The sequence below is a fragment of the Flavivirga amylovorans genome, from assembly GCF_030540875.1.
GTDB classification, from domain to species: domain Bacteria; phylum Bacteroidota; class Bacteroidia; order Flavobacteriales; family Flavobacteriaceae; genus Flavivirga; species Flavivirga amylovorans.
Window position 1 is genome coordinate 1 of sequence record NZ_JAUOEM010000008.1, and the last position, 24203, is coordinate 24203.

The 24203-nt window shown below is 31.6% G+C and carries 21 protein-coding genes; 14 read left to right on the plus strand and 7 right to left on the minus strand.

Features of this window, described 5'->3' with window-relative positions:
- Positions 1-184: 184 nt before the first annotated feature.
- Complete coding sequence (locus Q4Q39_RS18460) at positions 185-493, minus strand: hypothetical protein (protein WP_303284053.1); 309 nt, start codon at positions 491-493, stop codon at positions 185-187.
- Between the two features lie 331 nt (positions 494-824).
- Here Q4Q39_RS18460 and Q4Q39_RS18465 point away from each other — a divergent pair, with 331 nt between their 5' ends.
- Both Q4Q39_RS18465 and Q4Q39_RS18470 read left to right on the plus strand, forming a co-directional pair.
- Positions 825-1640, plus strand: a complete 816-nt coding sequence (locus Q4Q39_RS18465) for a 2,3,4,5-tetrahydropyridine-2,6-dicarboxylate N-succinyltransferase (RefSeq protein WP_135876730.1) — start codon at positions 825-827, stop codon at positions 1638-1640.
- A 69-nt stretch (positions 1641-1709) separates the two neighbouring features.
- Positions 1710-2753: a glycosyltransferase family 9 protein gene (locus Q4Q39_RS18470; RefSeq protein WP_303284054.1), complete on the plus strand. Its 1044-nt coding sequence runs from the start codon at positions 1710-1712 to the stop codon at positions 2751-2753.
- 184 nt (positions 2754-2937) lie between these two features.
- Here Q4Q39_RS18470 and Q4Q39_RS18475 read toward each other — a convergent pair whose 3' ends face one another.
- On the minus strand, positions 2938-3993 hold the full coding sequence (locus Q4Q39_RS18475; protein WP_303284055.1) for a glycosyltransferase: 1056 nt from the start codon (positions 3991-3993) through the stop codon (positions 2938-2940).
- Positions 3994-4061: 68 nt separating this feature from the next.
- Between Q4Q39_RS18475 and glf the strand changes: the two genes are divergently transcribed.
- Positions 4062-5168, plus strand: coding sequence for a UDP-galactopyranose mutase (gene glf, locus Q4Q39_RS18480; protein WP_303284056.1), 1107 nt, complete (start codon positions 4062-4064; stop codon positions 5166-5168).
- 21 nt (positions 5169-5189) lie between these two features.
- Complete coding sequence (locus Q4Q39_RS18485) at positions 5190-5948, plus strand: glycosyltransferase family 2 protein (protein ID WP_303284057.1); 759 nt, start codon at positions 5190-5192, stop codon at positions 5946-5948.
- Between the two features lie 362 nt (positions 5949-6310).
- Here the strand turns inward: Q4Q39_RS18485 and Q4Q39_RS18490 are convergent, their stop codons facing one another.
- The 3 genes from Q4Q39_RS18490 to Q4Q39_RS18500 all read right to left on the minus strand — a co-directional run bounded on the left by Q4Q39_RS18490 (position 6311) and on the right by Q4Q39_RS18500 (position 8633).
- On the minus strand, positions 6311-6871 hold the full coding sequence (locus tag Q4Q39_RS18490; RefSeq protein ID WP_303284058.1) for a hypothetical protein: 561 nt from the start codon (positions 6869-6871) through the stop codon (positions 6311-6313).
- Positions 6872-6949: 78 nt separating this feature from the next.
- Positions 6950-7720, minus strand: coding sequence for a lipopolysaccharide kinase InaA family protein (locus Q4Q39_RS18495; protein ID WP_303284059.1), 771 nt, complete (start codon positions 7718-7720; stop codon positions 6950-6952).
- On the minus strand, positions 7707-8633 hold the full coding sequence (locus tag Q4Q39_RS18500) for a glycosyltransferase family 2 protein (RefSeq protein ID WP_303284060.1): 927 nt from the start codon (positions 8631-8633) through the stop codon (positions 7707-7709). The genes Q4Q39_RS18495 and Q4Q39_RS18500 overlap by 14 nt, the downstream gene beginning before the upstream one ends.
- A gap of 6 nt (positions 8634-8639) precedes the next feature.
- Between Q4Q39_RS18500 and Q4Q39_RS18505 the strand changes: the two genes are divergently transcribed.
- The 6 genes from Q4Q39_RS18505 (at position 8640) to Q4Q39_RS18530 (ending at position 13878) form a co-directional block, all read left to right on the plus strand.
- Positions 8640-9707 (plus strand): glycosyltransferase family 4 protein, encoded by a 1068-nt coding sequence (locus Q4Q39_RS18505; RefSeq protein WP_303284061.1) that lies wholly within the window; start codon positions 8640-8642, stop codon positions 9705-9707.
- A gap of 53 nt (positions 9708-9760) precedes the next feature.
- Complete coding sequence (locus Q4Q39_RS18510; protein WP_303284062.1) at positions 9761-10321, plus strand: L-threonylcarbamoyladenylate synthase; 561 nt, start codon at positions 9761-9763, stop codon at positions 10319-10321.
- Between the two features lie 47 nt (positions 10322-10368).
- Positions 10369-11787 (plus strand): CCA tRNA nucleotidyltransferase, encoded by a 1419-nt coding sequence (locus Q4Q39_RS18515; RefSeq protein WP_303284184.1) that lies wholly within the window; start codon positions 10369-10371, stop codon positions 11785-11787.
- 1 nt (position 11788) lies between these two features.
- The gene (locus Q4Q39_RS18520; RefSeq protein ID WP_303284063.1) at positions 11789-12241 is read left to right on the plus strand and encodes a GNAT family N-acetyltransferase; all 453 of its coding nucleotides are present in this window, start codon (positions 11789-11791) and stop codon (positions 12239-12241) included.
- Positions 12242-12323: 82 nt separating this feature from the next.
- Positions 12324-13340, plus strand: a complete 1017-nt coding sequence (locus tag Q4Q39_RS18525) for a COX15/CtaA family protein (protein WP_303284064.1) — start codon at positions 12324-12326, stop codon at positions 13338-13340.
- A 25-nt stretch (positions 13341-13365) separates the two neighbouring features.
- Positions 13366-13878: an IS1096 element passenger TnpR family protein gene (locus tag Q4Q39_RS18530; protein ID WP_303284065.1), complete on the plus strand. Its 513-nt coding sequence runs from the start codon at positions 13366-13368 to the stop codon at positions 13876-13878.
- On the opposite strand, the gene Q4Q39_RS18535 is transcribed toward Q4Q39_RS18530, so the two are convergent.
- Positions 13879-14955: a hypothetical protein gene (locus tag Q4Q39_RS18535; RefSeq protein WP_303284066.1), complete on the minus strand. Its 1077-nt coding sequence runs from the start codon at positions 14953-14955 to the stop codon at positions 13879-13881.
- Between the two features lie 112 nt (positions 14956-15067).
- Between Q4Q39_RS18535 and Q4Q39_RS18540 the strand changes: the two genes are divergently transcribed.
- Genes Q4Q39_RS18540 through Q4Q39_RS18550 form a run of 3 tightly spaced genes read left to right on the plus strand, consistent with a single transcriptional unit; the run spans position 15068 to position 19555 of the window.
- Complete coding sequence (locus Q4Q39_RS18540; protein WP_303284067.1) at positions 15068-15964, plus strand: ABC transporter ATP-binding protein; 897 nt, start codon at positions 15068-15070, stop codon at positions 15962-15964.
- 18 nt (positions 15965-15982) lie between these two features.
- Positions 15983-16807 (plus strand): ABC transporter permease, encoded by an 825-nt coding sequence (locus Q4Q39_RS18545; RefSeq protein ID WP_303284068.1) that lies wholly within the window; start codon positions 15983-15985, stop codon positions 16805-16807.
- Positions 16808-16834: 27 nt separating this feature from the next.
- On the plus strand, positions 16835-19555 hold the full coding sequence (locus tag Q4Q39_RS18550; protein ID WP_303284069.1) for an FIDD domain-containing protein: 2721 nt from the start codon (positions 16835-16837) through the stop codon (positions 19553-19555).
- A 19-nt stretch (positions 19556-19574) separates the two neighbouring features.
- Here Q4Q39_RS18550 and Q4Q39_RS18555 read toward each other — a convergent pair whose 3' ends face one another.
- Positions 19575-21017, minus strand: coding sequence for a serine hydrolase domain-containing protein (locus tag Q4Q39_RS18555; RefSeq protein ID WP_303284070.1), 1443 nt, complete (start codon positions 21015-21017; stop codon positions 19575-19577).
- Positions 21018-21284: 267 nt separating this feature from the next.
- Here Q4Q39_RS18555 and Q4Q39_RS18560 point away from each other — a divergent pair, with 267 nt between their 5' ends.
- Entirely contained in the window at positions 21285-24062 is a 2778-nt protein-coding gene (locus Q4Q39_RS18560; protein ID WP_303284071.1) for a T9SS type B sorting domain-containing protein, read from the plus strand.
- The last annotated feature ends 141 nt before the right edge of the window (positions 24063-24203 follow it).

Below are 24203 nucleotides of genomic sequence, written 5' to 3' on the forward strand. Positions count from 1 at the left end.
ATAAGATACAAAAAACACATGTGAAAACCTAAGTAAAAAACTAAAAACCAGTCGGTTAATCCTAGTGAGTTTAGAAATATAAAAACAAAAAGGTCGGAAGATTTTTTCTTCCGACCACTACTATCCTTTCAGACAGCCTTCTCAACTTTAACTTTAACCTTGATTAATAATATTTAAAACCTTACTATGCCTTAACAGGCTTATTTATTTTTGGAAATAGCATTTTAATATTTTGGACTTTTCTTACTCGATTAAGATAAAGTCTAATATCACTGGTACGTGCAATAGATTCTCTTAATTCTTTAGCATCAATTAATACAGTCTCATTTTCTTTTACAGTTTTAACTGCATTATCTTTAACCGTAGTTACTTCCTCTCCATTTACAGATACCGATATTACTTTGTTTTCTTCTATCTTATTAACATCGCTTTGAGCTATCCCGAAAGAGAAAGAAAGTAATAAAGTTAATAGTATGTATGTATTTGTTTTCATTCTGTTTATCATCGTTTGCATATTCCAAATATATGCTCATACCAAATCTCGAACACAAAAAATTAGTCATAAACCAACGTATATTCGATTAGTAGTGGAGCTACAAATTTTTATCGATAAACAGACTAACAGTCTATTTAGCAAGACGAAATACATGAAAAATGCATTTCATCGATTTATTTTTTTCTTTCAAAGGAAAAACAAGCTTTTATTTTTGTCAAATTTTGAATCAATCGACAAAAAGTTTAGGCTACTTCATAATTGATATAATGACTTTTTCGTTCTATTTTTTAAATGATACCTATTATATTTGCTCAAAATTTAAATATCAATGACAGAATTACAACAAATCATAGAAAAGGCTTGGGAGAATAGAGATCTTTTAAAAGAAGAAACAACAACTTCTGCTATAAGAAAGGTTATAGATTTATTAGATAAAGGTGAATTGAGAGTAGCGGAACCAATCGAAGGTGGTTGGCAAGTTAACGAGTGGGTAAAGAAAGGAGTTGTTTTATATTTTCCAATTCAGAAAATGGAAACGATTGAGGCTGGCCCCTTAGAATTTCATGATAAAATTCCATTAAAACGTGGTTACGCAGAAAAAGGAATTCGTGTGGTTCCTCATGCAGTCGCAAGACATGGTGCTTATATTTCTAGTGGTACTATATTAATGCCCAGTTATGTAAACATTGGTGCTTATGTAGATGAAGGTACTATGGTTGATACTTGGGCTACAGTTGGTAGCTGTGCTCAAATAGGTAAAAATGTACATTTATCTGGTGGTGTTGGTATTGGTGGTGTTTTAGAACCTTTACAAGCTGCTCCTGTAATTATAGAGGATAATGCTTTTATTGGGTCTAGGTGTATCGTAGTTGAAGGTGTGCGTGTTGAAACCGAGGCTGTTTTAGGTGCTGGTGTGGTTTTAACAATGAGTACAAAAATTATTGATGTTACTGGAGATGAACCTATTGAATATAAAGGTAGAGTCCCTGCGCGTTCTGTAGTTATACCTGGAAGTTATGCTAAAGAATTCCCTTCTGGTAGTTATAATGTACCTTGTGCTTTAATTATTGGTAAACGTAAAGAGAGTACTAATAAAAAAACGTCGCTAAACGATGCTTTAAGAGAGCATGATGTAGCTGTTTAAATAAGTCGCAGTGTGCAGTAGCAGTATACAGTGCTTACTCATATGCAAAAAAAATCGAAGTTGTAAATTTTGAAAATCTTAATCATACAACAAAAAATGATAGGCGATGTGCTTACAAGCAGTATTCTGTTTGAAGCACTTCGCTTAAAATATCCAAAAGCTCAATTGGATTATTTAATAAATGAGCATACTGTAGCGGTTGTAGAAAACAATCCTAATGTAAATAACTTCCTTTTATTTACTAAAGAGGCTGAACTTAGTAAAGCGAAACTTCTAAAATTTGCTAAATCTGTCGGACATAAAAAATACGATATTGTTATTGATGTCTATTCTAAATTATCCAGTAATTTAATCAGTCTTTTCTCTGGGGCAAAAACTAAAATTTCATACCATAAATTTTATACGACCCTTTTTTACCATTACAATATAAAAAGAGAGAAGACTCATGATGGTAAAGCTGGGTTAGCCATTGTTAATAGAATGCAATTACTAGCTCCTTTAGATATTGAAACATCTTTTATAAAGCCAAAAATATATTTAACTGAAAAAGAACTTTCTAACAGTAAGGCGTTTCTGAAAAATCACCAGATAGATTTTGACAGACCTTTATATATGATAGGTGTATTGGGAAGTGGTGGTAAGAAAACCTATCCTTTTAATTATATGGCAGAAGTTATTGATACTTTAGTTGAAGAAACTTCTGGACAAATATTATTTAATTACATACCAAAACAAGAAACAGAAGCTAGAACTATATTCGATTTATGTAAACCAGACACTCAAAAAAATATTTACTTTGACGTATTTGGAAAGAGTTTAAGAGCGTTTTTAGCCATAACATCCCATTGCGATGCATTAATTGGAAATGAAGGCGGTGCTATTAATATGGCCAAAGCGTTAAACATTAAAACCTTTGCTATATATTCTCCTTGGATAGATAAAGCCACTTGGAATCTTTTTGAAAATGATAATAACGTTAGTGTTCACTTAAAGGATTTTAAGCCAGAGTTATATACCAAAGCCGAAAAGCACTATAAAAAGGAAACTGCTGAGTTATATAAAAAATTCGAACCACAGTTTTTTACAAGTAAGTTAAAGGCATTCTTAAATTAAGTTAATTCAACATAACTTCTTCAAAAAAACAAATCTAAAACTATAATTATCAGCTATTTGTCATTTCGACAGAGTGAGGTATGAACGACGAGAAATCTTATAAAAATGAGATTCCTCTCATTCTTCATTCGGAATGACACCATTCTTCTTTTATAGATTATAACTATTTTGATTACGATATTAATTACGTCAAACTCACGTTATTTACCGTTTCTAAAGCTTTCTTAACGGCCGTTTCTACAAATTGTCCTTTCATTACCTTCTCCTGAACGTTTAAAACATTGTTTTTCATTGTTTTATATGCTTCTTCAGTTAAATTTTCTAGAACAGTATTCAAATCTTTTAAGTTAGAAATGCTTATTCCTAAATTATTTTCAACAATAAAGGAGGCTATAGCTGCTTGATCCCAAACGATTACAGGAAGTCCACACAAAAGATACAAGGATGTTTTATGAGGATTATTATATTTTAAATACGCTCCCAAATCCCCACTACAAGACTTCGTTGAAATACCATCCCATACTAAACCAAAATCAGCTTCAATTTTATAAGCTATTTGATCTGATGGAAAGGCTCCTTGATAAAAAATAACAGATGCTTCTTCGCTTACTTTTCGTTTATTAGGATCGAAACCCATACCATATAACTTTAAATTGTATTTGCTATGCTCCAATATATCAAAATCAAAGATGTATGAATTTTTACCTTCAGCAAAACCTCCAGCATACGCAATGCTGTAAGCATCATTTTTATTAATATCTTTATTTTGAAGTGGTTTTTCTTTAGAAACATAGTCAAATATCCCTAATACTACGATAGGTATCGTCGTATGCTGTTCTAAAAACCATGCTTTCATAGCATCGTTATGTACAATAATAACATCAGAGCATACAATTTTTGATAATTCAGCTTCTATATCCTTAACCCTTCCCTTCAAACATCGTACATCGTGAACTATCGTTATAATTTTACAACGTTTTAATTTCGCGAAAAATAATATCAACTTTCTAAACTTATTATTAGGATATTGTGTACATATTGTAGACTTAAATGGCAATCTTAATAAGGCCATAGAAATACCAAAAAAGTTCTTAATGGTTCCTATAGCAGAGCTAGGTATAGACGATTGTTTAAATCCAAGATTTTTAAACCCTAATGCTTCTAACGAGAATTCACAATCCGTTTTTGCTTTTCCCGCAGCATTGAATAACGATTTATAGTTTCTGGAAATGTAATACATTATATTGAAAAGTTTTTTTGTAGATAATTTATATCCTAGTTTTGCTAAAAATTTATAAAAGTATACAAATGTATGATTATTTAATTGTTGGTGCTGGATTATTTGGATCTGTATTTGCCCATGAGGCAACTAAAAAAGGAAAAAAATGTTTAGTTATAGATAAAAGGGATCATGTAGGTGGTAATGTATACTGTGAAAATGTTGATGGTATTAATGTGCACAAATATGGTGCGCATATATTTCATACCAACGATAAGGATATTTGGGACTATGTAAATCAATTTGCTGAGTTTAATAACTATGTAAACTCACCAGTTTCTATATCTAAAGGTAAGCTCTACAATTTACCTTTTAATATGAATACTTTTTATCAGCTTTGGGGAACGAAGACACCAGAAGAGGCTAAAACAATTATAGAAAGTCAAATTAAGGAATTTGGCTATAAAAACCCTAAGAATTTAGAAGAACAGGCACTATCCTTAATTGGAAAGGATGTTTATGAAACACTTATAAAAGAATATACCGAAAAACAATGGGGTAAAAAAGCTACTGAGCTACCTGCTTTTATCATTAAACGTTTACCTGTACGTTATACATTTAATAATAATTATTTTAATGATGCTTACCAGGGTATTCCTATTGGTGGTTACAATAAAATAATTGATGGTTTATTAAAAGGGATAGATATAAAAACCAACGTCGACTTTTTTAAAGAAAAAGATACATTGAGCAGCTTGGCTAAAAAAATAGTGTTTACTGGGAAAATAGATGAATTCTATAATTATGAATATGGGAACTTAGAATATCGTTCCTTACGATTTGAAAACACAAAATTAGAGACAGAGAACTATCAAGGAAATGCCGTTGTAAATTACAATGATTCTAATGTTCCTTATACACGAATTATAGAGCACAAACATTTTGAATTTGGCAAGCAAAAGCATACCGTGATCACCAAAGAATTCTCTGAACAATGGACTACTGAAAAAGAAGCCTACTACCCTATTAATAATGATGAGAATCAAAAAAAATATCAGGAGTACAAAGCACTTTCATTACAAGAATCTGATGTTATATTTGGAGGTAGGCTTGCAGAATACAAATATTATGACATGCATCAAATAATTGCTTCTGCCTTACAAAAAACTAAAAAAGAGTTTAACGAATCTGTTTAAAAATTATTTATAGCGTATCAAATGATTAAATTATCTGGAGTCATAATTACTTATAATGAAGAAGAGCATTTAGAAAAATGTTTAAAATCGTTAGTGGGGGTTGTAGATGAGATTGTTGTTGTAGATTCTTTTTCTACCGATAAAACCCCTGAAATATGTGCTGCATACCATGTGAATTTTATTCAAAATAAATTTGAAGGGTATATTGAACAAAAAAACTATGCGCTTTCTCATGCAAAATATGATTATATTTTATCCTTAGATGGTGATGAAGCACTATCAGATACGCTTAAAGAATCTATTTTAAAAGCAAAAGAAAACTGGAGCTATGATGGTTATTATAGTAACCGATTAAATAATTATTGTGGCCAATGGATTAAACACTCAGATTGGTATCCAGATAAAAAATTACGATTGTTTAAAAAAGAAAGCGGTGAGTGGAAAGGTATTAACCCGCACGATAGATATACATTAAAAAAAGGTTTAAAAGCAGGGAAACTTAAAGGAGATTTATTGCACTGGATTTATAGGGATTATAGCGAACACAATCTTAAGGTTGAAAACTTTTCAAGTATTGCTGCTCAAGCTTATTTCGACTTGGGAAAAAAATCGTCTCTTTGGAAAATAGTATTCAACCCTAGTTGGGCTTTTTTTAAAGCTTATTTTTTAAGATTAGGGGTTTTAGATGGTTTAAATGGTTTTGTTATTTGTGTACAAACTTTTAACGTTACTTTTTTAAAGTATCTTAAACTTTATAGACTTCATAAAGCGAAACATTAATACTTTATTAATTTTAGATAAACTACCTTTTTCAGATAGTCTATCCAAAATTAATTTAAATACTATTTTAATATCTAAAACTATTATTCCACGTTTTAGAGCTTCTATGTATTTTATGAGTGATCGTACCGCTAGTTTGTATTGACCAATAAGGAGGTCCTCCAATTATACCATAAGAATCAGGTTTTTTTAGCAAAAAAATTTATCACCTATTCTGAAAAACCTCCATATCCAATAGATGACTCTACTATAAATAACTCATGCACAAATTTCAATATAGTATTACTACCGAGGTTATATACATGGAAATCGCATCTTGAAACTTCATTAAAATAATTGTATTTGCTTTGAACTTGTAACTTTTACTTCGCCTTTTTTTTCAATAACCAAGACATGCTTATCGCCAATGAAGCATATGCAGCTCCAATTCTTAATTCTCTTTTATAAGGCGCTGCTTTAGCTTTCATACGTGTCGGTGATTTAGACTCCCAAACAATATTTTCTGGATTTGCTATTTCATATAATTGAAGTGCGACTTCTATTTTAGCTGGTTGTGAAGCCCCCACATTATACCCAGGATACACCCACAATGTTTGAATGTGTAAATTGTATTTCGCACTAGGATTATTTCTTGAAATTGCAATTTTTCTTTTTTTAGGTATTGCATGGTTAAAGTATTCAATAAATAATGGCTCGTATACTGCTTCTCTATCCGCAAACCAAGAACTCTTAAATTTTTCCCCCAATCCAGGCTTACGCTCTTCTCGTATTCGTACCTTATCTTTTATAAAATCTGCCTCTGAGGGATAGCCCTGTACATTCATATTATCATACCCAAAAGTGACCGACAGTCCTTTTTCACCAGCTAGCACAGAAATATCTCCAGAAGCTGTTTTTATTGTCTGACCTAAAACAGGCATCATACAAAAAATAATTAGAATGCTACTAAGTGAGTTTCTCATGTTCTTATATCCAAATTAAGCTAAATAATTAACAAAAAGTTAATGTTTTTTCCAAAATTTCAATTTCTTTTTAAGGCGTCTTTTTCGGTGATACTTATTTTGAAAAGCTTCGGTTTCTTTCCACATTAAATCGAATATCTTGTTATAGTCTTCACCTGTACATTTTGCATATTCGTCACTCATAACTTCTATCATAGATTTATGAATCGTTAATTTGGAAAAATTCTTAACTCTCGTTTCAAAATCAAGTGACTTGAATTCCATGCGGTTTAAATCAACTAAATAGAAATTGTAACCATGATTCGTTTTCTTTATCAAAGTATTACCTGGGGAATGGTCTAAGAAGTGAATTCCTTTTTCATGTAAATCAAAAGTGAATCGAGTAAACGCTCTGAGTATGTTATCGTAATCGGGATAATTAAAATTAGTAGTTAGCTCTCTATACGTTAAATCATCATGTATTTGTTCGCTTATATAATAGCTTTTCTTAAATAAAAATGGCGTTTCAAATTCGTAATAAGCTATAGGTTGTGGCGTTCCAATCTTTAATTCTGTTAGCTTATTTCCATACTCAAAAGAACGTTGTGCTTTACTTTTTCTAAAGAATTTATACGCTATTTGGTTAACAATATTGGGAACTCGAAACGATTTAACATTAACCGTTTTATTACCTAATTCAAATAGTTTTAATGAGTTTCTATCTTGGTTACCGAAATCTTTCCCTTGCGTGTCAAAATTTTTGATAATACTATCAATTTCTGCGCTCAAGTTTTTGAAACTGCTATGAACGTCGCTTTTAATTTGCTTCATTAAAAGATATTTTTTGTTGTTTCCTTATAGAATGAGACAATGGTGCTCCTAAAGAAACTAGGACTAAAAACATTTTTAAATGCTTAAAATTAAATAACCCTTTTATTAAAAATTTTATCATTAAATAGTATCTAATAATCAGGTATTTAAAAAACCCAAAACTCTTCCTCAGCACATAAAGATAAGAAGCCATCTTTTCTATTTTCTTGGTATATCCCAATGAGGTACTTTCTCCTTCATAGTGCACAAAGCTGACTTTTGGATAATGAAATGTTTTGTAACCATTTTTTAACAGCCGTTTACAAATATCCATTTCTTCATAATAAAGAAAAATATTAGTATCAAAACCACCTACTTTAGCAAAAGCTTCACTCCTAAAAAACATAAAACTTCCCTGTACGAAATCAACCTGAATAGGTTGTTCATAATCTGTTCTTCGCTTTGCAGCCTTCGAAGAAAACAATTCAATAAACCATTTCCCAAAAACCTGCTTTCTTATCCCATGAAAATGATCAAAAGACTTTTTCCATTTTAAATCTTTTGATAATTGTTTAGGACCACAAACACCTATTTCTTTATTATTTTCCATGAAATTTAACATTTCAGAAAAACAATCATCTATTAATAGCGTGTCACTATTTAAAAAAGCAATATAGTTTCCTTTTGCAAACTGCACACCAAACATATTTCCACCAGAAAAACCGCTATTAATAACACTTCTAACTAGCTTAACATCAGGGTACTGTTTTAAAGATTCTTTTAAAGCATTATAATCCTCTATTTGAGAACAATTATCAACTACAATTATTTCGTAATTTAAACTAGTCGACGTTTTCTCTTTTACCGATTTTATACAGTCAACAGTTAACTTGCAGGTGTTAAAATTTATTATTACTATTGATATTGCAATCATACAAGAATGAATTCATTAAAAAAAATCAACTTCATTTTACCCTTTCCAACTAAGCGTCCAAATGGAGGTCCAAAAATAATGTATATTTATGCTAACCTGTTGGCAGAAAAAGGATATAATGTACAAATATATCATTCTTTAAATACTTCATATACAAAATATAAAAAACCTTATTTTTTAAGAGCTTTTTTGCATAAAATAAGAAAGACGCATTCTCCAAAATGGTTTAAATTACACCCAGATATTAAATCTTTTAATGTAAAATATATATCGGACGAATATATCCCTGATGCTGATTTTATAATTTCTACTTGGTGGGCTACAGCTCTAGAAGTAGACAAACTAAATCCCTCAAAAGGAAAAAAAATAAACCTAATTCAAGATTATGAAAACTGGAAAGGTCATGAAGATTTATTATTAAAATCATACGCCTTGCCCAATACAACGAACATCGTTATTGCGACCTATTTGTATGATATTGTTTCTCCTAAATCGGTAAAAAAGACATACCTTTTGTATAATGCTATAGACACTAATATTTTTTATAAGGAAAACGAAATAGAACCACGTAAACCGTCAGTTTTGATGATGTATTCCACAGAACCAAGAAAAGGGACTAAACATGGCATTGATGCTTTAATTAAAATTAAAGAAAAGTATCCAGACGTTAGAATTTCTTTTTTCGGGACAGGGAAACGACCAAAAGTACTTCCTCAAAATATAAATTATTATGAGAACCCAAAAAACCTACCAGAACTATACAATTCGTATTCCATATTTTTAACAACTAGTATTCAGGAAGGATTTGCGCTTCCTCCTTTTGAAGCCTTATTTTGTGGTTCTGCCTTAATAGCAACAGATATAGGCGGTCATCAAGGTTATTTAATTAATAACGAAACGGGTCTTGCTATTAAACCTAAAGATACAGATGATACCTTTGCAAAAATTGAGCACTTATTAAATAACGATACTTTAAGAATTAGTTTAGTAGAAAAAGGACATAAACATGTTACTGAAAACTTTTCTTGGGAAAAAAACATACGGGATCTAGAACAGATTTTTTCTGAGATTTAAAATAGGCTCTTAAAAATATCTTTGAAAATCAAAATTACTACATAATAAATTTCATGCAAGTAGAAATAAACAAAGCTATACAGGTTTTAAAACAAGGCGGGATTATACTCTACCCTACAGATACAGTATGGGGCATTGGCTGCGATGCAACTAATGAAGAGGCTGTTAAAAAAATTTATGAACTGAAACAACGTGAAGACAGTAAAGCATTAATATGTTTGGTAGCAGATGATAGAATGCTAACAAAGTTTGTAAATAAAGTACCTGAAGCAGCTATAAATATTATTGACATTTCCGATAAGCCAACCACGATTATCTATGATGATGCTAAAAATTTAGCTACCAATTTAGTTGCCGATGACGGCACGATCGCCATTAGAATTCCAGATGATGAATTTTGCTATCAACTTTCGAGAAAACTCAATACAGCTATCGTTTCTACTTCTGCTAATATAAGTGGGCAACCGACTCCAAAATCGTTTAAAGAAATAGCTCCAGAGGTTTTAAAAGGTGTAGACTATGTTGTAAATTTGCATCGCGAAAAAACTTGCAATAAACCATCTTCAATTATTAAATTGAGTAACAGTGGTATTGTTAAGATAATCCGTGAGTAAAATTAGCCACTAATACACGAATATTTATGTCTAAAGTTATTTTAGAAATGAATTACAAAAAGGCATTACAACATAATATCTTTAAAATTATATCTCAATCTGCTAAAGAATTAAATTTAGACAGTTATGTTATTGGTGGTTTTGTGCGTGATTTTATATTAAAAAGAGGTAGCGCCAAGGATATAGATGTAGTTGCTGTGGGTAGTGGTATTGAGCTAGCAAAACAAGTTGCTAATAACCTACCAACAAAACCCAAAGTACAGGTTTTTAAAACCTATGGTACTGCTATGCTGAGATACGATGATATTGAAATTGAGTTTGTAGGAGCTCGTAAAGAATCTTATAGTGAAGATAGCAGAAATCCTACTGTAGAAAATGGCACATTGGAAGATGACCAAAACCGTCGTGATTTTACAATAAATGCATTGGCTTTAAATTTGAATACCTCTAATTTTGGTGATTTACTAGATCCTTTTAATGGCATTAATGATTTAGAGAAACAAATTATACGTACACCTTTAGCTCCAGATATTACTTATAGTGATGATCCGTTGCGAATGATGCGTGCTATACGTTTTGCTGCTCAACTGAATTTCATGATAGAAAACGAATCTCTACATGCTATTATAAAAAACAGCCATCGCATTGAGATTATAACCAAAGAGCGTATTGTTACAGAATTGAATAAGGTTCTTGAAAGTAAAAAACCGTCTATCGGATTTCTTTTACTGGAAAAAACGGGGTTATTAGATTATATAATGCCAGAGCTTACGGCTTTAAAAGGTATAGATGAAGTTGAAGGACAACGCCATAAAGACAACTTTTATCATACTTTAGAAGTTGTTGACAATATTGCAGAACATACTGACAATCTTTGGTTACGCTGGGCTGCTTTATTACACGATATCGGTAAAGCACCAACAAAAAAGTTTAGTAAAAAAGTAGGCTGGACATTTCATGGGCATGAATTTGAAGGTTCTAAAATGGTCTATCATTTATTTAAAAGGTTAAAAATGCCATTGAATGACAAAATGAAGTTTGTACAGAAAATGGTTTTTATGAGTTCGCGCCCTATTGTATTAGCTCAAGATATTGTAACAGATTCTGCCGTACGTCGCTTAGTTTTTGATGCTGGAGATTATGTTGAGGATTTAATGACACTTTGCGAAGCGGATATTACAACTAAAAACCCTAAAAAGTTTCATAAATATCATAATAACTTTAAAATAGTTCGAGAGAAAATTGTTGAAGTTGAAGCACGTGATCACATTAGAAACTTTCAACCACCAATTTCTGGAGAAGAAATTATGACGGCTTTTAATCTGAAACCATCTCGTGAAATAGGCTTAATAAAAGAGGTTATTAAAGAAGCCATTCTAGAGGGAAATATTCCAAATGAATATGATGCTGCTTATAAATTAATGATAAAGGAAGGTAAACGCTTAGGGCTAAAAATCACTTCTTAAAATGATTAAACTAGTTAAAACCGATTCTGATAATAGCGACTTTGTTTTTTTAGTAAAATTATTAAATGACTATTTAAAAATAACAGATGGAGATGATCATGACTTTTATAATCAATATAACAATATTGATGTATTAAAACATATCATTGTGGCATACGTAGATAACAAACCTGTTGGCTGTGGTGCTTTTAAAAAATATTCCGAAAGTGACGTTGAGATTAAACGCATGTTTACACGTCCAGAAATCAGAGGACAAGGTATTGCTTCTAAAATCTTAAAAGAATTAGAAAACTGGTCTAAAGAATTGAATTTTGAAGCCTGTATATTAGAAACAGGAAAGAGACAAATAGAAGCCGTCCAGTTTTATAAAAAAAATGGTTACATAATAACATCAAATTATGGACAGTATAAAAATGTGACCGATAGTATTTGTTTTAAGAAAGATATAAATTAAACATTATAATAACCCCGAGCCTTTCGTCTTTACTAAAGACAGATTAAAGTAGAGGTTTCGACTACAGTCGGCCAGACAAAAGATGGAAAAAAATAATAAAAAAGTAATTTATTGGCTACTTACAGGATGCTTGTTAATCTTTATTATGGTAGTTGTTGGAGGTATTACAAGGCTAACACATTCAGGTTTATCAATATCTAATTATAAACTCATTTCTGGAACGATTCCACCAATGAACGACACTGAATGGCAAGAAGCTTTTAATCTTTATAAGCAATACCCAGAATATCAAAAATTAAACAATCAATTCACTCTTCAAGATTTTAAAGATATTTATTTCTGGGAATGGTTGCATCGTGTTATTGGCAGATTTATTGGGCTTGTATTTTTTATTCCTTTCATGTACTTTTTAATAAAAAAACAGCTATCAAAATCTACAGTAAAAAAATCTATTATCTTGCTCTGTCTTGGTGCATTTCAAGGTTTCTTAGGTTGGTATATGGTTAAAAGCGGCCTAGTAGATAACCCCGATGTGAGTCATTATCGCTTAGCCGCACATTTAACTACAGCTTTTATAACATTCGCGTATACTTTTTGGGTAGCACTGGATTTAATATTTCCACATAAAAAAGACGTCAACAAAGCATTTAGAAACCTCATCCGATTAAGTCTAACAATTTTACTGCTTCAAATTATATACGGTGCTTTTGTAGCTGGCTTAGATGCTGGTTTTATACATAATCATTGGCCAATGATGAGTGAAGGCAAGTTTATGCATCAAACCGTTTATATAGAACAAAGTCCACTATATAAAAACTTCATTGAAGGAAAAAGTGGAGTTCAATTTGTTCATAGAATCTTAGCTTACATTGTAGTCGTGCTCATTTTATTGATTTGGAAAAAATCAAAAAAATTAAACCTAACTACGTATCAATCAAAAGGAATAAATAGTTTATTAATAATAGTATGCATTCAGTTTTTATTAGGGGTATTTACCATATTATTACAAGTACCCGTTTGGTTAGGCGTAGCGCATCAAATAGGCGCTTTCTTTTTATTAAGTGCCATGACTTTTACTATGCATCGTTTTTCCAAATAATTTAAAAAAAACATACCTTTGCAGCATGATTTATAGATTTAGAGTCATTTTAGATAATGATACCGAAGATGATATTTTTCGCGATTTAGAAATTCGTGAAACTGATACTCTTGAAGATTTGCATAATATCATTACGCAATCCTTTGGATTTGATGGTACAGAAATGGCATCCTTTTATTTAAGTGATGATCAATGGAACCAAGGAGAAGAAATCTCATTGTTCGATTTAAGTGAAGATAACTCAGCACGTTTAATGAACGAAACTGAAATTAGCGGTGTTGTGCATGAAGTACAACCAAAACTAATTTATGTCTATGATTTTTTAAGCATGTGGACTTTTTATGTTGAATTAGCAGAAATTGTTGAAGAAGCTAAAGGAACAGACTATCCTAATTTAATGTTTGTTCAAGGTCAAGTACCGGACGAAGCTCCCGATAAAATATTTGAAGCAGACAAAGATGATGACTTTGATGAATTTGAAGATGGTATTGACGTTGACGATTATGATAATCTAGATTTTGATGAGAACTGGAATTAATTAATCGTCATCAAACGATCTTAAATTCTCCAGTTTTATATTTTCATAATTACGGGTTAAAAACTCTAACGCATATTTAAGTATTTCGCCCATATTTTTACTCCGTTTAAAATTAACATCATGCGTGTAATCAAAAATTGTAGACTTTAATTGGTCAATATTTTCTTCTTTAGAAATAACATCATTCACCATACAATCCAATAACTTTTCTATTCTTACAGAGAAACTTTTTAATCGTTTTACTAAAATAGAACGCTCTTCTGTTTTGTATTGATCTATAGACAATTTCTGGATACTCTCAGAGACTAATTCTACCATTTTTAAATTTTCTTTGAAAAACTGAGGTCTGTAAATATTAAATTTCCCTTCGTAACACTGCTGATCAAAATCTATCGCTCTAATCTTATATACCACATGGTCAAAATCATGAGTAGGAACAATAACATAGTTATACGATCGCATATCACCTAACAACCTAATCATACAACGTTCGTTAAACTTTACAAACTCCTTTGCTATTTGTGCCTTTTCAGATTTACTGCATTTAGGTAGCATGTTTTTTATAAACTCATCGCCCGGTATCCCAGATATATGCTCTTCAATAAGCGTGTTTTTATAAACTAGAAAATTAAGATTATAAGGTGACAACATATGTTCCAATTCCAAGCCATAGATACGGGACGCATCAGTCGTTTTTATATAAAAATAAGTGAAGTTATCGTTTAAAATATTTCTTATTTTTACTCTAAAAGGTTTAGAATTTCCAAATGTGCAGAAATCAATAGCATCGACATTTAAAAAAGGAAGTATGTTTTCGTTACCATCGGAATGCAAAATAGTATATACCTTTTTTAATGAAGAATCAATTTCCTCTCTTTCAAACTCATTATAATAAACTCGAATCCAAAGCGTATCATTATCATCCTTATCATAGACCACAATAGAGCCTTGAAAACGTAACAAATCGTCATAAAAAATGGGGATTTTTGTATTCCTATCATATCTGGTTAGATAATCATGTAATTTAGTAGTTACAGGATACGACGGTTTTCTTTTAGATATCTTTAAATCTTGCATAAATATATAATTATTCAAATTTAAAACTTTTATGTAACAAAATAACCTGAGTATCGTCATACTTTAAGAAATAACCAATGCCTTTTATATATGGCAATAAAAATCTAATAACTTGGAATCCATACTAACAATTAACAACCTCACTAAAAAATTCGGGTATTTAACAGCAGTAAAAGATTTATCGTTTACCATAAACAAAGGCAATGTTTATGGTATTTTAGGGCCAAATGGAAGTGGAAAATCTACAACTTTGGGGATCGTTTTAAATGTTGTAAATAAAACTCAAGGAGGTTTTCATTGGTTCGATGGCAATATATCTACTCATAATGCCCTTAAAAAAGTTGGAGCCATCATTGAGCGTCCAAATTTTTATCCTTATATGACCGCCACTCAAAACTTAAGGCTGGTTTGTAAAATTAAAGGTGTTGCCTATAGCAAAGTAGAAGAAAAACTAGACATTGTGGGGCTTTTAGATCGAAAAGACAGTAAGTTCAGAACCTACTCATTAGGTATGAAACAACGTTTGGCCATAGCATCTGCCCTTTTAAACGATCCAGAAATTCTTATTCTAGATGAGCCAACAAATGGTTTAGACCCACAAGGAATCCATCAAATTAGAGAAATTATAAAACAAATTGCAGCAAAAGGAACGACCATTCTTTTAGCATCACATTTATTGGATGAAGTCGAAAAAGTTTGCTCTCATGTGGTCGTACTGCGTAAAGGTGTTAAACTATATTCTGGCCGGGTAGATGAAATGATTTCCAGTCATGGTTTTTTTGAATTAAAAACAAATAAACAAGACGAGTTAGTAACCTTATTAGAAAATAATGATTCGTTTAAAAACATTAAAGTTGAAGATGATTTAGTAACTGCCTTTTTAAACACGCCTATGGAATCTGAAGATTTTAATAAACACCTATTCGAAAAAGGTATTATTCTCACACATCTTGTACAACGTAAAGAAAGTTTAGAAGAGCAATTTTTACAATTAACAGACAACAACTAAACAACCAAAATAGTGCGCATGTTACGACTTTTAAATTTAGAATTACAAAAACTACTCCTTAACAGAACTAGTAAAATACTCATATTTGTTTCGTTTATTTTACCCTTTTTTGTTATCCTATTATCCTCTTTAAAAATTAATGTATTTGGCTTTTTCACCTTAGAACTAGGTGAATTAGGTATTTTTAATTTTCCTATAATTTGGCATCTAACCACTTTTTTTGCGTCCCAGTTTAAATTCTTTTTTGCTATCGTGGTAGTAAGCATGATTGGTAACGAGTACAGCAATAAGACCATAAAGCAAAACCTTATTGACGGTTTAAGTAAGAAGGAATTTATTCTTTCAAAGTTTTATACTATTATTTTCTTTTCTTTGGTTTCTACTGTACTAATAAGTCTAATCTCTCTTTGCATAGGCCTTTATTATTCAAGTTATACTGAAGCTTCTATAATCTTTAGGGAAGTTGAATTCCTATTAGCTTATTTCGTGAAATTAATCGGTTTTTTTAGTCTTTGTTTATTTTTTGGAATGCTTGTAAAACGCTCTGCTTTTGCTTTAGCTTTTCTTTTTATACTTTACATCTTAGAGTGGATATTATTTGGGGTAATGGCCTGGAAATTAGACACCAGTTTAGCCGAAAAAATACAAAATTTCTTTCCTTTAAAATCGATGTATAAACTGATTGACCAACCCTTTCAAAGAATTGCCATGACAAAATTTCCTGATAAAGTCGATTTATCATACGATTACGGAACACACTGGTATGAAATTGCCATTGTTTTGGGTTGGACAGCACTATTTATCTTTTTATCGTATAGATTATTAAAAAAGCGCGATTTATAATATCTTTGGAAGGACTACTTCCTAAAGATGAGAAAAATTGTATTATTAATAATCGCTGGTTGTTTGGCCTGCGCAAACATTTTTGCCCAGAAACAAGCTGCTAATTGGTATTTTGGTGAAAATGCAGGTCTAATATTCGATTTAGATACTAATTCCATAACCACAGTAAGCGATGGACAGCTAAACACCAGAGAAGGCTGTGCTTCTATTTCTGATAGTTTTGGGAGTTTATTGTTTTATACAGATGGTGTTACCGTATGGAATAAAAACCATGCTATTATGGCTAATGGAAATAATCTATATGGAGATTCATCTAGTACGCAATCTGCTATAATTATCCCAAAACCAGGGGATCCTACAATTTATTATGTTTTTACAGTAGATAATAATTTAGATGGAGAAAATTTCGGATTAAATTATTCAATAGTAGATATATCTTTAAATGGAGGTCTAGGCGAAGTTGTAAGTAAGAATACTAGTCTCTTAACACAATGCTCAGAAAAAATTACAGCCGTTTTAAAAAATTGTAATTCAGAAGATTTATGGGTGCTTACATTAGCTTCCGATACTAGCTCCACAGTTTCTGGGGGTTTTAATACATACCACGCTTTTGAAGTAACTGCTTTAGGTGTAAATCCTGTATCAATAAAATCGACGTTTGATATAAATATATCTGACGCTAGAGGCTATTTAAAATTATCTCCAGATGGAACAAAGGTAGCATCTGCTAATGTACAAGATGGTTTATTCTTATATGATTTTGATTCTGAATTAGGAATCGTTTCAAATCAAATCCAAATTAATATTCGCTCAGCAAGTAGGTTCCCTTACGGTGTGGAATTTTCACCTAATAGTAAATTATTATATGTACATTCTTCTAATGACTATTTTGACGCTGCAGGTGGAAATGACCCAACACAACATACATCTGCATTAAATCAATTTGATCTAACTTCTGCAGATATCAGGCGTTCAATAGTCACATTAGATGATAGACAACTTTATAGAGGTGGCTTGCAATTAGGTCCTAATGGTAAAATATATAGAGCTTTAAGTTCAACATATAATCAAGGGCAGGAGTTTTTAGGCGTTATTGAGAATCCAAATAGAGTCGGTGTTGCTTGTGATTACAAACACTTCGCAGTAGATCTTAGAGGTGTTAGTTCCCAAGGGCTCCCTCCTTTCATCACATCCTTTTTTAATACAGAAATAGATATTATTAGAAATGGATTAAGTACCGTTAACCTTTTACTTTGTGATGGTAAATCTTATGAATTAGAAGCTGACGAAATAGCTGGTGCCACTTACATCTGGACAAAAGATGGTGTTAACTTAACCGAAAGTAGTTTTAACCTTGAAGTAACAGAAACTGGGCATTATGAAGTTTATATAGACCCTAACAATGGAGAATGTGCTCTAGTAGGTCAAGCGTTTGTAAATTATACAACAAACCCAATAGCTAATGATGCAACATTAATTCAATGTGATGAGGATGACTTAGTTGATGGTTTAACTAGCTTTAACTTAAATGAAGCAAATGATTTGTTAACTGGAGGAGACCCTGACTTGTCCACACGCTTCTACTTAAATGCGGCTGATGCATTTTCAAATGATGTAACAAATGCTATTGATGGCAGCAATTTTAGTAATACTGTTAATCAACAAATTATTTATGTTGCTGTAATTAACGATGAAACCAGCTGTTATAGTAATTCTGAATTAACTCTTGATGTAAGTACAACAAATTCTGGAGATACACAGCTTACTGTTTGTGATGATGATGGAACTGAAGATGGTTTCTTTGAGTTTAATTTAAACAATGCTGATAGTGATATTGTTACAGGGCTTCCTTCTGGATTAAATATTTCTTATTTTGAATCCTATACCGATGCCCTTTTAGAGCAAAATAATTTAGACGCTACTTTTACCAACTCAATACCCTATTCGCAAACTATTTATGCCCGTGTTGAAAATGCTAATGACTGCTACGGTATTAGTGAAATTCTACTTACCGTTAATCAATTACCACAAATTGATACAGAAGAATTAACCTATTATTGCCTAAATACATTTCCTCAAACCATTTCTATAAATGCAGATGCTATAAGCGATCCTTCCACCAATTATACATATAATTGGTCCACTGGAGATACCGTATACGAAATACAAGTTAATGAAGCAGGAACCTATAATGTCACTGTGACTAATGATAATGGTTGTTTAAAAAATCGAACCATTATTGTAGAACCATCTAACATTGCTACAATTAATACGATTGAAGTGATTGATATCTCGCAAAACAATATCGTTACAATACTAGTTAGTGGAGAAGGATTGTACGAATACGCGCTTCTAAATCAAGATGGGATACAGACGGCATTTCAAACTAATAATATTTTTGAAAATGTATATCCAGGCATCTATACAGTTATTATTCGTGATTATGAAAATGACTGTGGAGCAATAGAAGATCAAATATCTGTTATTGGATTTCCTAAATTTTTCACTCCTAATAACGATGGCATACATGATACATGGCAAATTCTAGGTATTTCCAATATGTTTCAAGCCAATTCAAAAATTTTAATATATAATCGTTATGGTAAATTAATAAAAGAACTAAACCCTTTAGGTCAAGGCTGGGATGGACTCTTTAATGGAGAAAAACTACCCACAGATGATTATTGGTTTGCAGTTACCCTACAAGATGGAAGAGTCTTTAAAAATCATTTTACACTCAAGCGTTAAGATCATTGAATAACTTTTATTATTCAGTAAATGCTGGCAAAATATAATCTTCCATTATTTCATAAGGAATCGTCATATCTGAATTAAAATTCCCTCCGGTAAAAACAGCCACTAATCCTAGTTCTTTGATAACAAAAATATATTGTCCTCCAAAACCAGCAGCGTAAAAACAATTGTATGTGTTAGCCCCAGAATTAAAATCCCTTAACCACCACTGGTAGCCGTAAGAGCTATTTGAAGACACATCAAACTTTACTGTAGTAGATTTATCAATCCAATCTTTAGAGATAACTTGAGTGTTCTTCCATTTTCCATCATTTAAATATACTTGCCCCAACTTTAACATATCTCTAGGTGTATTTCTAAAATCTAAAGGCTCTCCGATTCCTGGTAATTCACTACTTTCAACTAAATCTGAATAATAGTCTTTAGCAAATACAGCAAAAGTTGTATTAATTGAATTCATCATAATTCTGTTTAACACAAATGATGCTCCTGTGTTATATTCAAAAGTAGTTCCCGGGGTACTCTCTAAGGGTTTGGCAAGAACATACGTGTGTGCCGTTTCAAATGGCGTACCGTAAAATCCTGCTAAATCTGTTCCTTCATTCCATTCTAAACCAGAAGACATTGTTAAAAAATGCTCTAAAAGTATATTCTCTTTTCCTCCTTGGGATAAATAACTTAATTCAGGGAAAAAATCTTTCAATGGTACCTGATCACTGGGAATAAACCCATTATCAATAGCAATTCCAATCATGGCTCCTCTAAAAGATTTATTAACAGATTGTAATTCATGAGCTATGCCTCTATTGTAATCTATTAATTCACCAAAGGAGTTTGTACCAGAGAAGTATTCTTCAAGAATTAAATTGTTATTTACAGATAATAATACCGAATGTATCTCTCTGTAGCCCTTACTCCTAATTTCATCTATCCCTTCATATATTTTATCTACATTTGGTAAAAGCACACTAACATCTGAGGTATTCCAACCATCACTAACATTCTCAGGAATAGCATATTTATACTTAGCAATTGCAGTAACAGAAACAGATGAAGACTGATCGGAACCAGTAAATATTTTTAATACATTACTATAATTCATACCAAGTTTCCAAGATATATTGGCGAGACCTTCTTCATTCGTTGTTATAGAAGCAGTATTGTTTACTTCTCCACTTTCTGAAATAACCTCAACACCTATACCGACTCCAGAAATACCTTCTCCCAATTCATTTTCAATTTTAACTACTATATCTTCTAATAGCGTTGTATTTTGAAGCCCTGTCTGATTATTTCCAGATATCAATGTTATTTTATAATCTGAAATTTCTTCAAATCCTAAATCCCTATTACACCCAACGAAGAAGAGCAATACTAAGCATAAGTTGAATTTTAAACAGAATAATAAAAATCTCCATTTAAAAACATATTTAATATCAGATATATACATAGGCATTTCTTTGCTTAAATTTAACCAAATAATTATTATATAACCAGAATTTTTACATAAACTACACCTAATGACATATATTAAGACTAATTATTTGACATAATTAAATCATCATAGGTAAGTAAAAGTTCGTATTAATTGATGATAACATGTATATCAAATTAGTATGAAAATGTCAGCATTTTTTATGGATGAAACTGACTATTTATCTTTTTATCGTATAGATTATTAAAAAAGCGCGATTTATAATACCTTTGGTAGTCTTGCTACTCTATGATGAAAAAAATTATCACATTCACAATACTTTGTTTTAGTCTACACTCTTATGCTCAAAATGAAGCTTCAAACTGGTATTTTGGCTCTAATGCCGGTATCCGTTTTAACCCCAACGGTACCATTACAGAATTAACAGATGGCCAATTAAATACAGATGAAGGTTGTACTACAATTTCTGATGTTGATGGTAATTTATTGTTTTATACAGATGGGATAACAGTTTGGGACAGGCTACACAGACCTATGCCAAATGCAAACGGTATTGCTGGAAATGGTCTATATGGAGATCCGTCCAGTACACAATCTGCTATCGTAATCCCTAAACCTAAAGACCCTAACATATATTATATTTTCACGGCAGACACTTCTTTAAATGGTGATCCAGATCTCGGATTTCACTATTCTGAAGTTGATATGAGATTAAATGGAACATTTGGAGATGTCATATCAAAAAATATTAATTTACTACTTAATAGTACCGAAAAAATTAGTGCTGTTGTAAAAGATTGTAATACCCAAGCCCTTTGGGTCATTACCCTTTCTTCTTTAAATGGAAATCCTGCTGATACCGTTTTTAACACATTTCATGCCTATGAAGTAACAGATACTGGTATACAAACAACACCGGTTTCTTCCACTTTTAATGATCTCGCTGTAATTGATCAAAGAGGGTACTTAAAATTATCACCAGATGGCACAAAATTGGCATGTGCAAATTCTGTAGATGGTTTATTTCTTTATGATTTTGATGTAGATACCGGTATTGTAAGTAATCAAGAAAAAATAAATATTAATTTTTCCCGTCCAGGAAAAAGACAATCCCCCTATGGTATTGAGTTTTCTCAAAATAATAATATTTTATACGTAACAACTTACTACAATCCTGAAACAAATGAGGAATTAAGGAGCCCAGCTGAACAATATGGTGCTTTGTTACAATACGATTTAACTGCCACGAATATAAACACAACAGAAGTTGTTATAGATAACAGACAAACCTACAGAGGTAGCTTACAATTAGGTCCAGATGGTAGAATTTACAGGGCAATGAGTATTACATATCCTCAAGGCTCTCCATTTTTATCTGTTATAAATAACCCAAATGTTTTGGGTACCGCTTGTAATTATGAACATAATGCCATTCGTTTAAGTCGTAACTCAAGACAAGGCTTACCACCATTTATAACATCTTTCTTTGCACAAAAAATAGATATTATAGGCAATAATTCTACATCTACAAGATTACAATTATGCGAGGGAGACACGTATACATTAAAAGCTGATGATATTGCAGGAGCTACTTATTTATGGACTTTAGATGGTGTTCCTTTATCTGAAACGAATTATTTTTTAGAGGTCAATGCATCAGACCTTTTAGCATCTGGGTCTGGCTTATATAAAGTGTTTATTGATTTAAATACTGGTAAGTGTGATGATACTTATGAAGGTATAGCAACTGTTGGCGTCAATGCGAACCCTATTGCCTATGATGCCGTACTCACACAATGTGATGAAGATGGAATATTAGGAGGCTTTACAAGATTTGACCTGACCCAAGCCTATGATGAACTAACTGGCGGATTACCTGAACTATCCACAAGATTTTTTACAGATAGCAGTATGAGTAATGACGTTCCAAATAGTAACGATTATATCTATGATGCAGACAATCCGAGTCCCGTATATGTAGAGGTTTACAATACAAATACAAACTGTTCAAATACGTCCATATTAACTTTGAATTTAAGTCATGTTAATATTCCTTCTTATGAGCATCCAGTTTGTGATGAGTTAGAATCTGAAGACGGCATTAATACATTCAATTTAGATGATATTACAACAGATATACAAACCACTAATAGTTTTACTTTTCCGATAATTTATTATGAAACCTATGAGTATGCGCTTTTAGAAGAAAACAATATAAAAGATGTGTCTTATACTAATAAGAGTCCATACAATCAAACAATTTATGCGCGTATAGAAAACAACAATGCATGTTTTGGTATTGTGGAGGTAACACTTATTGTCAATAAACTACCAGATATAGATACAGAGGATTTAACTTATTTTTATTGCCTAAACGAATCACCCCAAACCATTCCAATTAACGCACTTATACCAAGTAACGTACAAAATGATTACACGTATAGCTGGTCTACAGGTGAAAATTCTTATGAAATTCAAATAAATGAACCTAAAAACTATGTAGTAACTGCTACAAATACTATTACCGGGTGTTCTAAAAAAAGAACTGTTATCGTGCTTCCTTCTAACGTAGCAATCATTCAAGAGATTAATGTTGTTGACGTCTCTCAAAACAACACGATTACTGTTATGGCATCTGGAGAAGGTGAATATGAATATAGACTACTCGACGAAAATAATACGGTTGTATTTCCATACCAGGAAAGCAATATCTTTGAAAATGTTTCTCCTGGTATTTATACAGTAACGGTCAATGATGTAAAAAATGATTGCGGACCACCTGTTAACGAGAAATTTTCTGTTATAGGATTCCCTAAATTCTTTACTCCTAATAATGATGGCAGACATGACACCTGGCAAGTATATGGAGTTTCAAGCATGTTTCAACCCAACACCAAAATTCGTATTTTTAATAGATATGGTAAGTTAATAAAACAACTAACGCCTCTTGGTGAAGGTTGGGACGGAACTAGTAATGGTGAAAAGCTTCCCGTTGATGATTATTGGTTTGATATTGTACTACAAGATGGAAGGGTTTTTAAGAATCATTTTACTTTGAAATACTAAAAAACACCTTAAAACTAATTAAAATGCATTTCATTGTGTTTTTTTGTCTTTAACTTTAAAAACATCTACTTTCCGCCCAAAATCAGTCCCGATTTAAATAAATATTTTTGCTAGTAAAAACGAAAAAAGAAAGCCTACAAG

Excerpts from the sequence above, each read along its gene's own strand:
- Q4Q39_RS18530 (WP_303284065.1), top strand. The coding sequence starts at position 13,366 with ATGATTTATAGATTTAGAGTCATTTTAGATAATGATACCGAAGATGAT.
- Q4Q39_RS18545 (WP_303284068.1), top strand. The coding sequence starts at position 15,983 with ATGTTACGACTTTTAAATTTAGAATTACAAAAACTACTCCTTAACAGA.
- Q4Q39_RS18550 (WP_303284069.1), top strand. The coding sequence starts at position 16,835 with ATGAGAAAAATTGTATTATTAATAATCGCTGGTTGTTTGGCCTGCGCA.
- Q4Q39_RS18495 (WP_303284059.1), bottom strand. The coding sequence starts at position 7,720 with ATGAAGCAAATTAAAAGCGACGTTCATAGCAGTTTCAAAAACTTGAGC.
- Q4Q39_RS18475 (WP_303284055.1), bottom strand. The coding sequence starts at position 3,993 with ATGTATTACATTTCCAGAAACTATAAATCGTTATTCAATGCTGCGGGA.
- Q4Q39_RS18510 (WP_303284062.1), top strand. The coding sequence starts at position 9,761 with ATGCAAGTAGAAATAAACAAAGCTATACAGGTTTTAAAACAAGGCGGG.
- Q4Q39_RS18560 (WP_303284071.1), top strand. The coding sequence starts at position 21,285 with ATGATGAAAAAAATTATCACATTCACAATACTTTGTTTTAGTCTACAC.
- Q4Q39_RS18490 (WP_303284058.1), bottom strand. The coding sequence starts at position 6,871 with ATGATGCCTGTTTTAGGTCAGACAATAAAAACAGCTTCTGGAGATATT.
- Q4Q39_RS18520 (WP_303284063.1), top strand. The coding sequence starts at position 11,789 with ATGATTAAACTAGTTAAAACCGATTCTGATAATAGCGACTTTGTTTTT.
- Q4Q39_RS18460 (WP_303284053.1), bottom strand. The coding sequence starts at position 493 with ATGAAAACAAATACATACATACTATTAACTTTATTACTTTCTTTCTCT.
- Q4Q39_RS18515 (WP_303284184.1), top strand. The coding sequence starts at position 10,369 with ATGAATTACAAAAAGGCATTACAACATAATATCTTTAAAATTATATCT.
- Q4Q39_RS18500 (WP_303284060.1), bottom strand. The coding sequence starts at position 8,633 with ATGATTGCAATATCAATAGTAATAATAAATTTTAACACCTGCAAGTTA.
- Q4Q39_RS18485 (WP_303284057.1), top strand. The coding sequence starts at position 5,190 with ATGATTAAATTATCTGGAGTCATAATTACTTATAATGAAGAAGAGCAT.
- Q4Q39_RS18525 (WP_303284064.1), top strand. The coding sequence starts at position 12,324 with ATGGAAAAAAATAATAAAAAAGTAATTTATTGGCTACTTACAGGATGC.
- Q4Q39_RS18505 (WP_303284061.1), top strand. The coding sequence starts at position 8,640 with ATGAATTCATTAAAAAAAATCAACTTCATTTTACCCTTTCCAACTAAG.
- Q4Q39_RS18465 (WP_135876730.1), top strand. The coding sequence starts at position 825 with ATGACAGAATTACAACAAATCATAGAAAAGGCTTGGGAGAATAGAGAT.
- glf (WP_303284056.1), top strand. The coding sequence starts at position 4,062 with ATGTATGATTATTTAATTGTTGGTGCTGGATTATTTGGATCTGTATTT.
- Q4Q39_RS18555 (WP_303284070.1), bottom strand. The coding sequence starts at position 21,017 with ATGCCTATGTATATATCTGATATTAAATATGTTTTTAAATGGAGATTT.
- Q4Q39_RS18535 (WP_303284066.1), bottom strand. The coding sequence starts at position 14,955 with ATGCAAGATTTAAAGATATCTAAAAGAAAACCGTCGTATCCTGTAACT.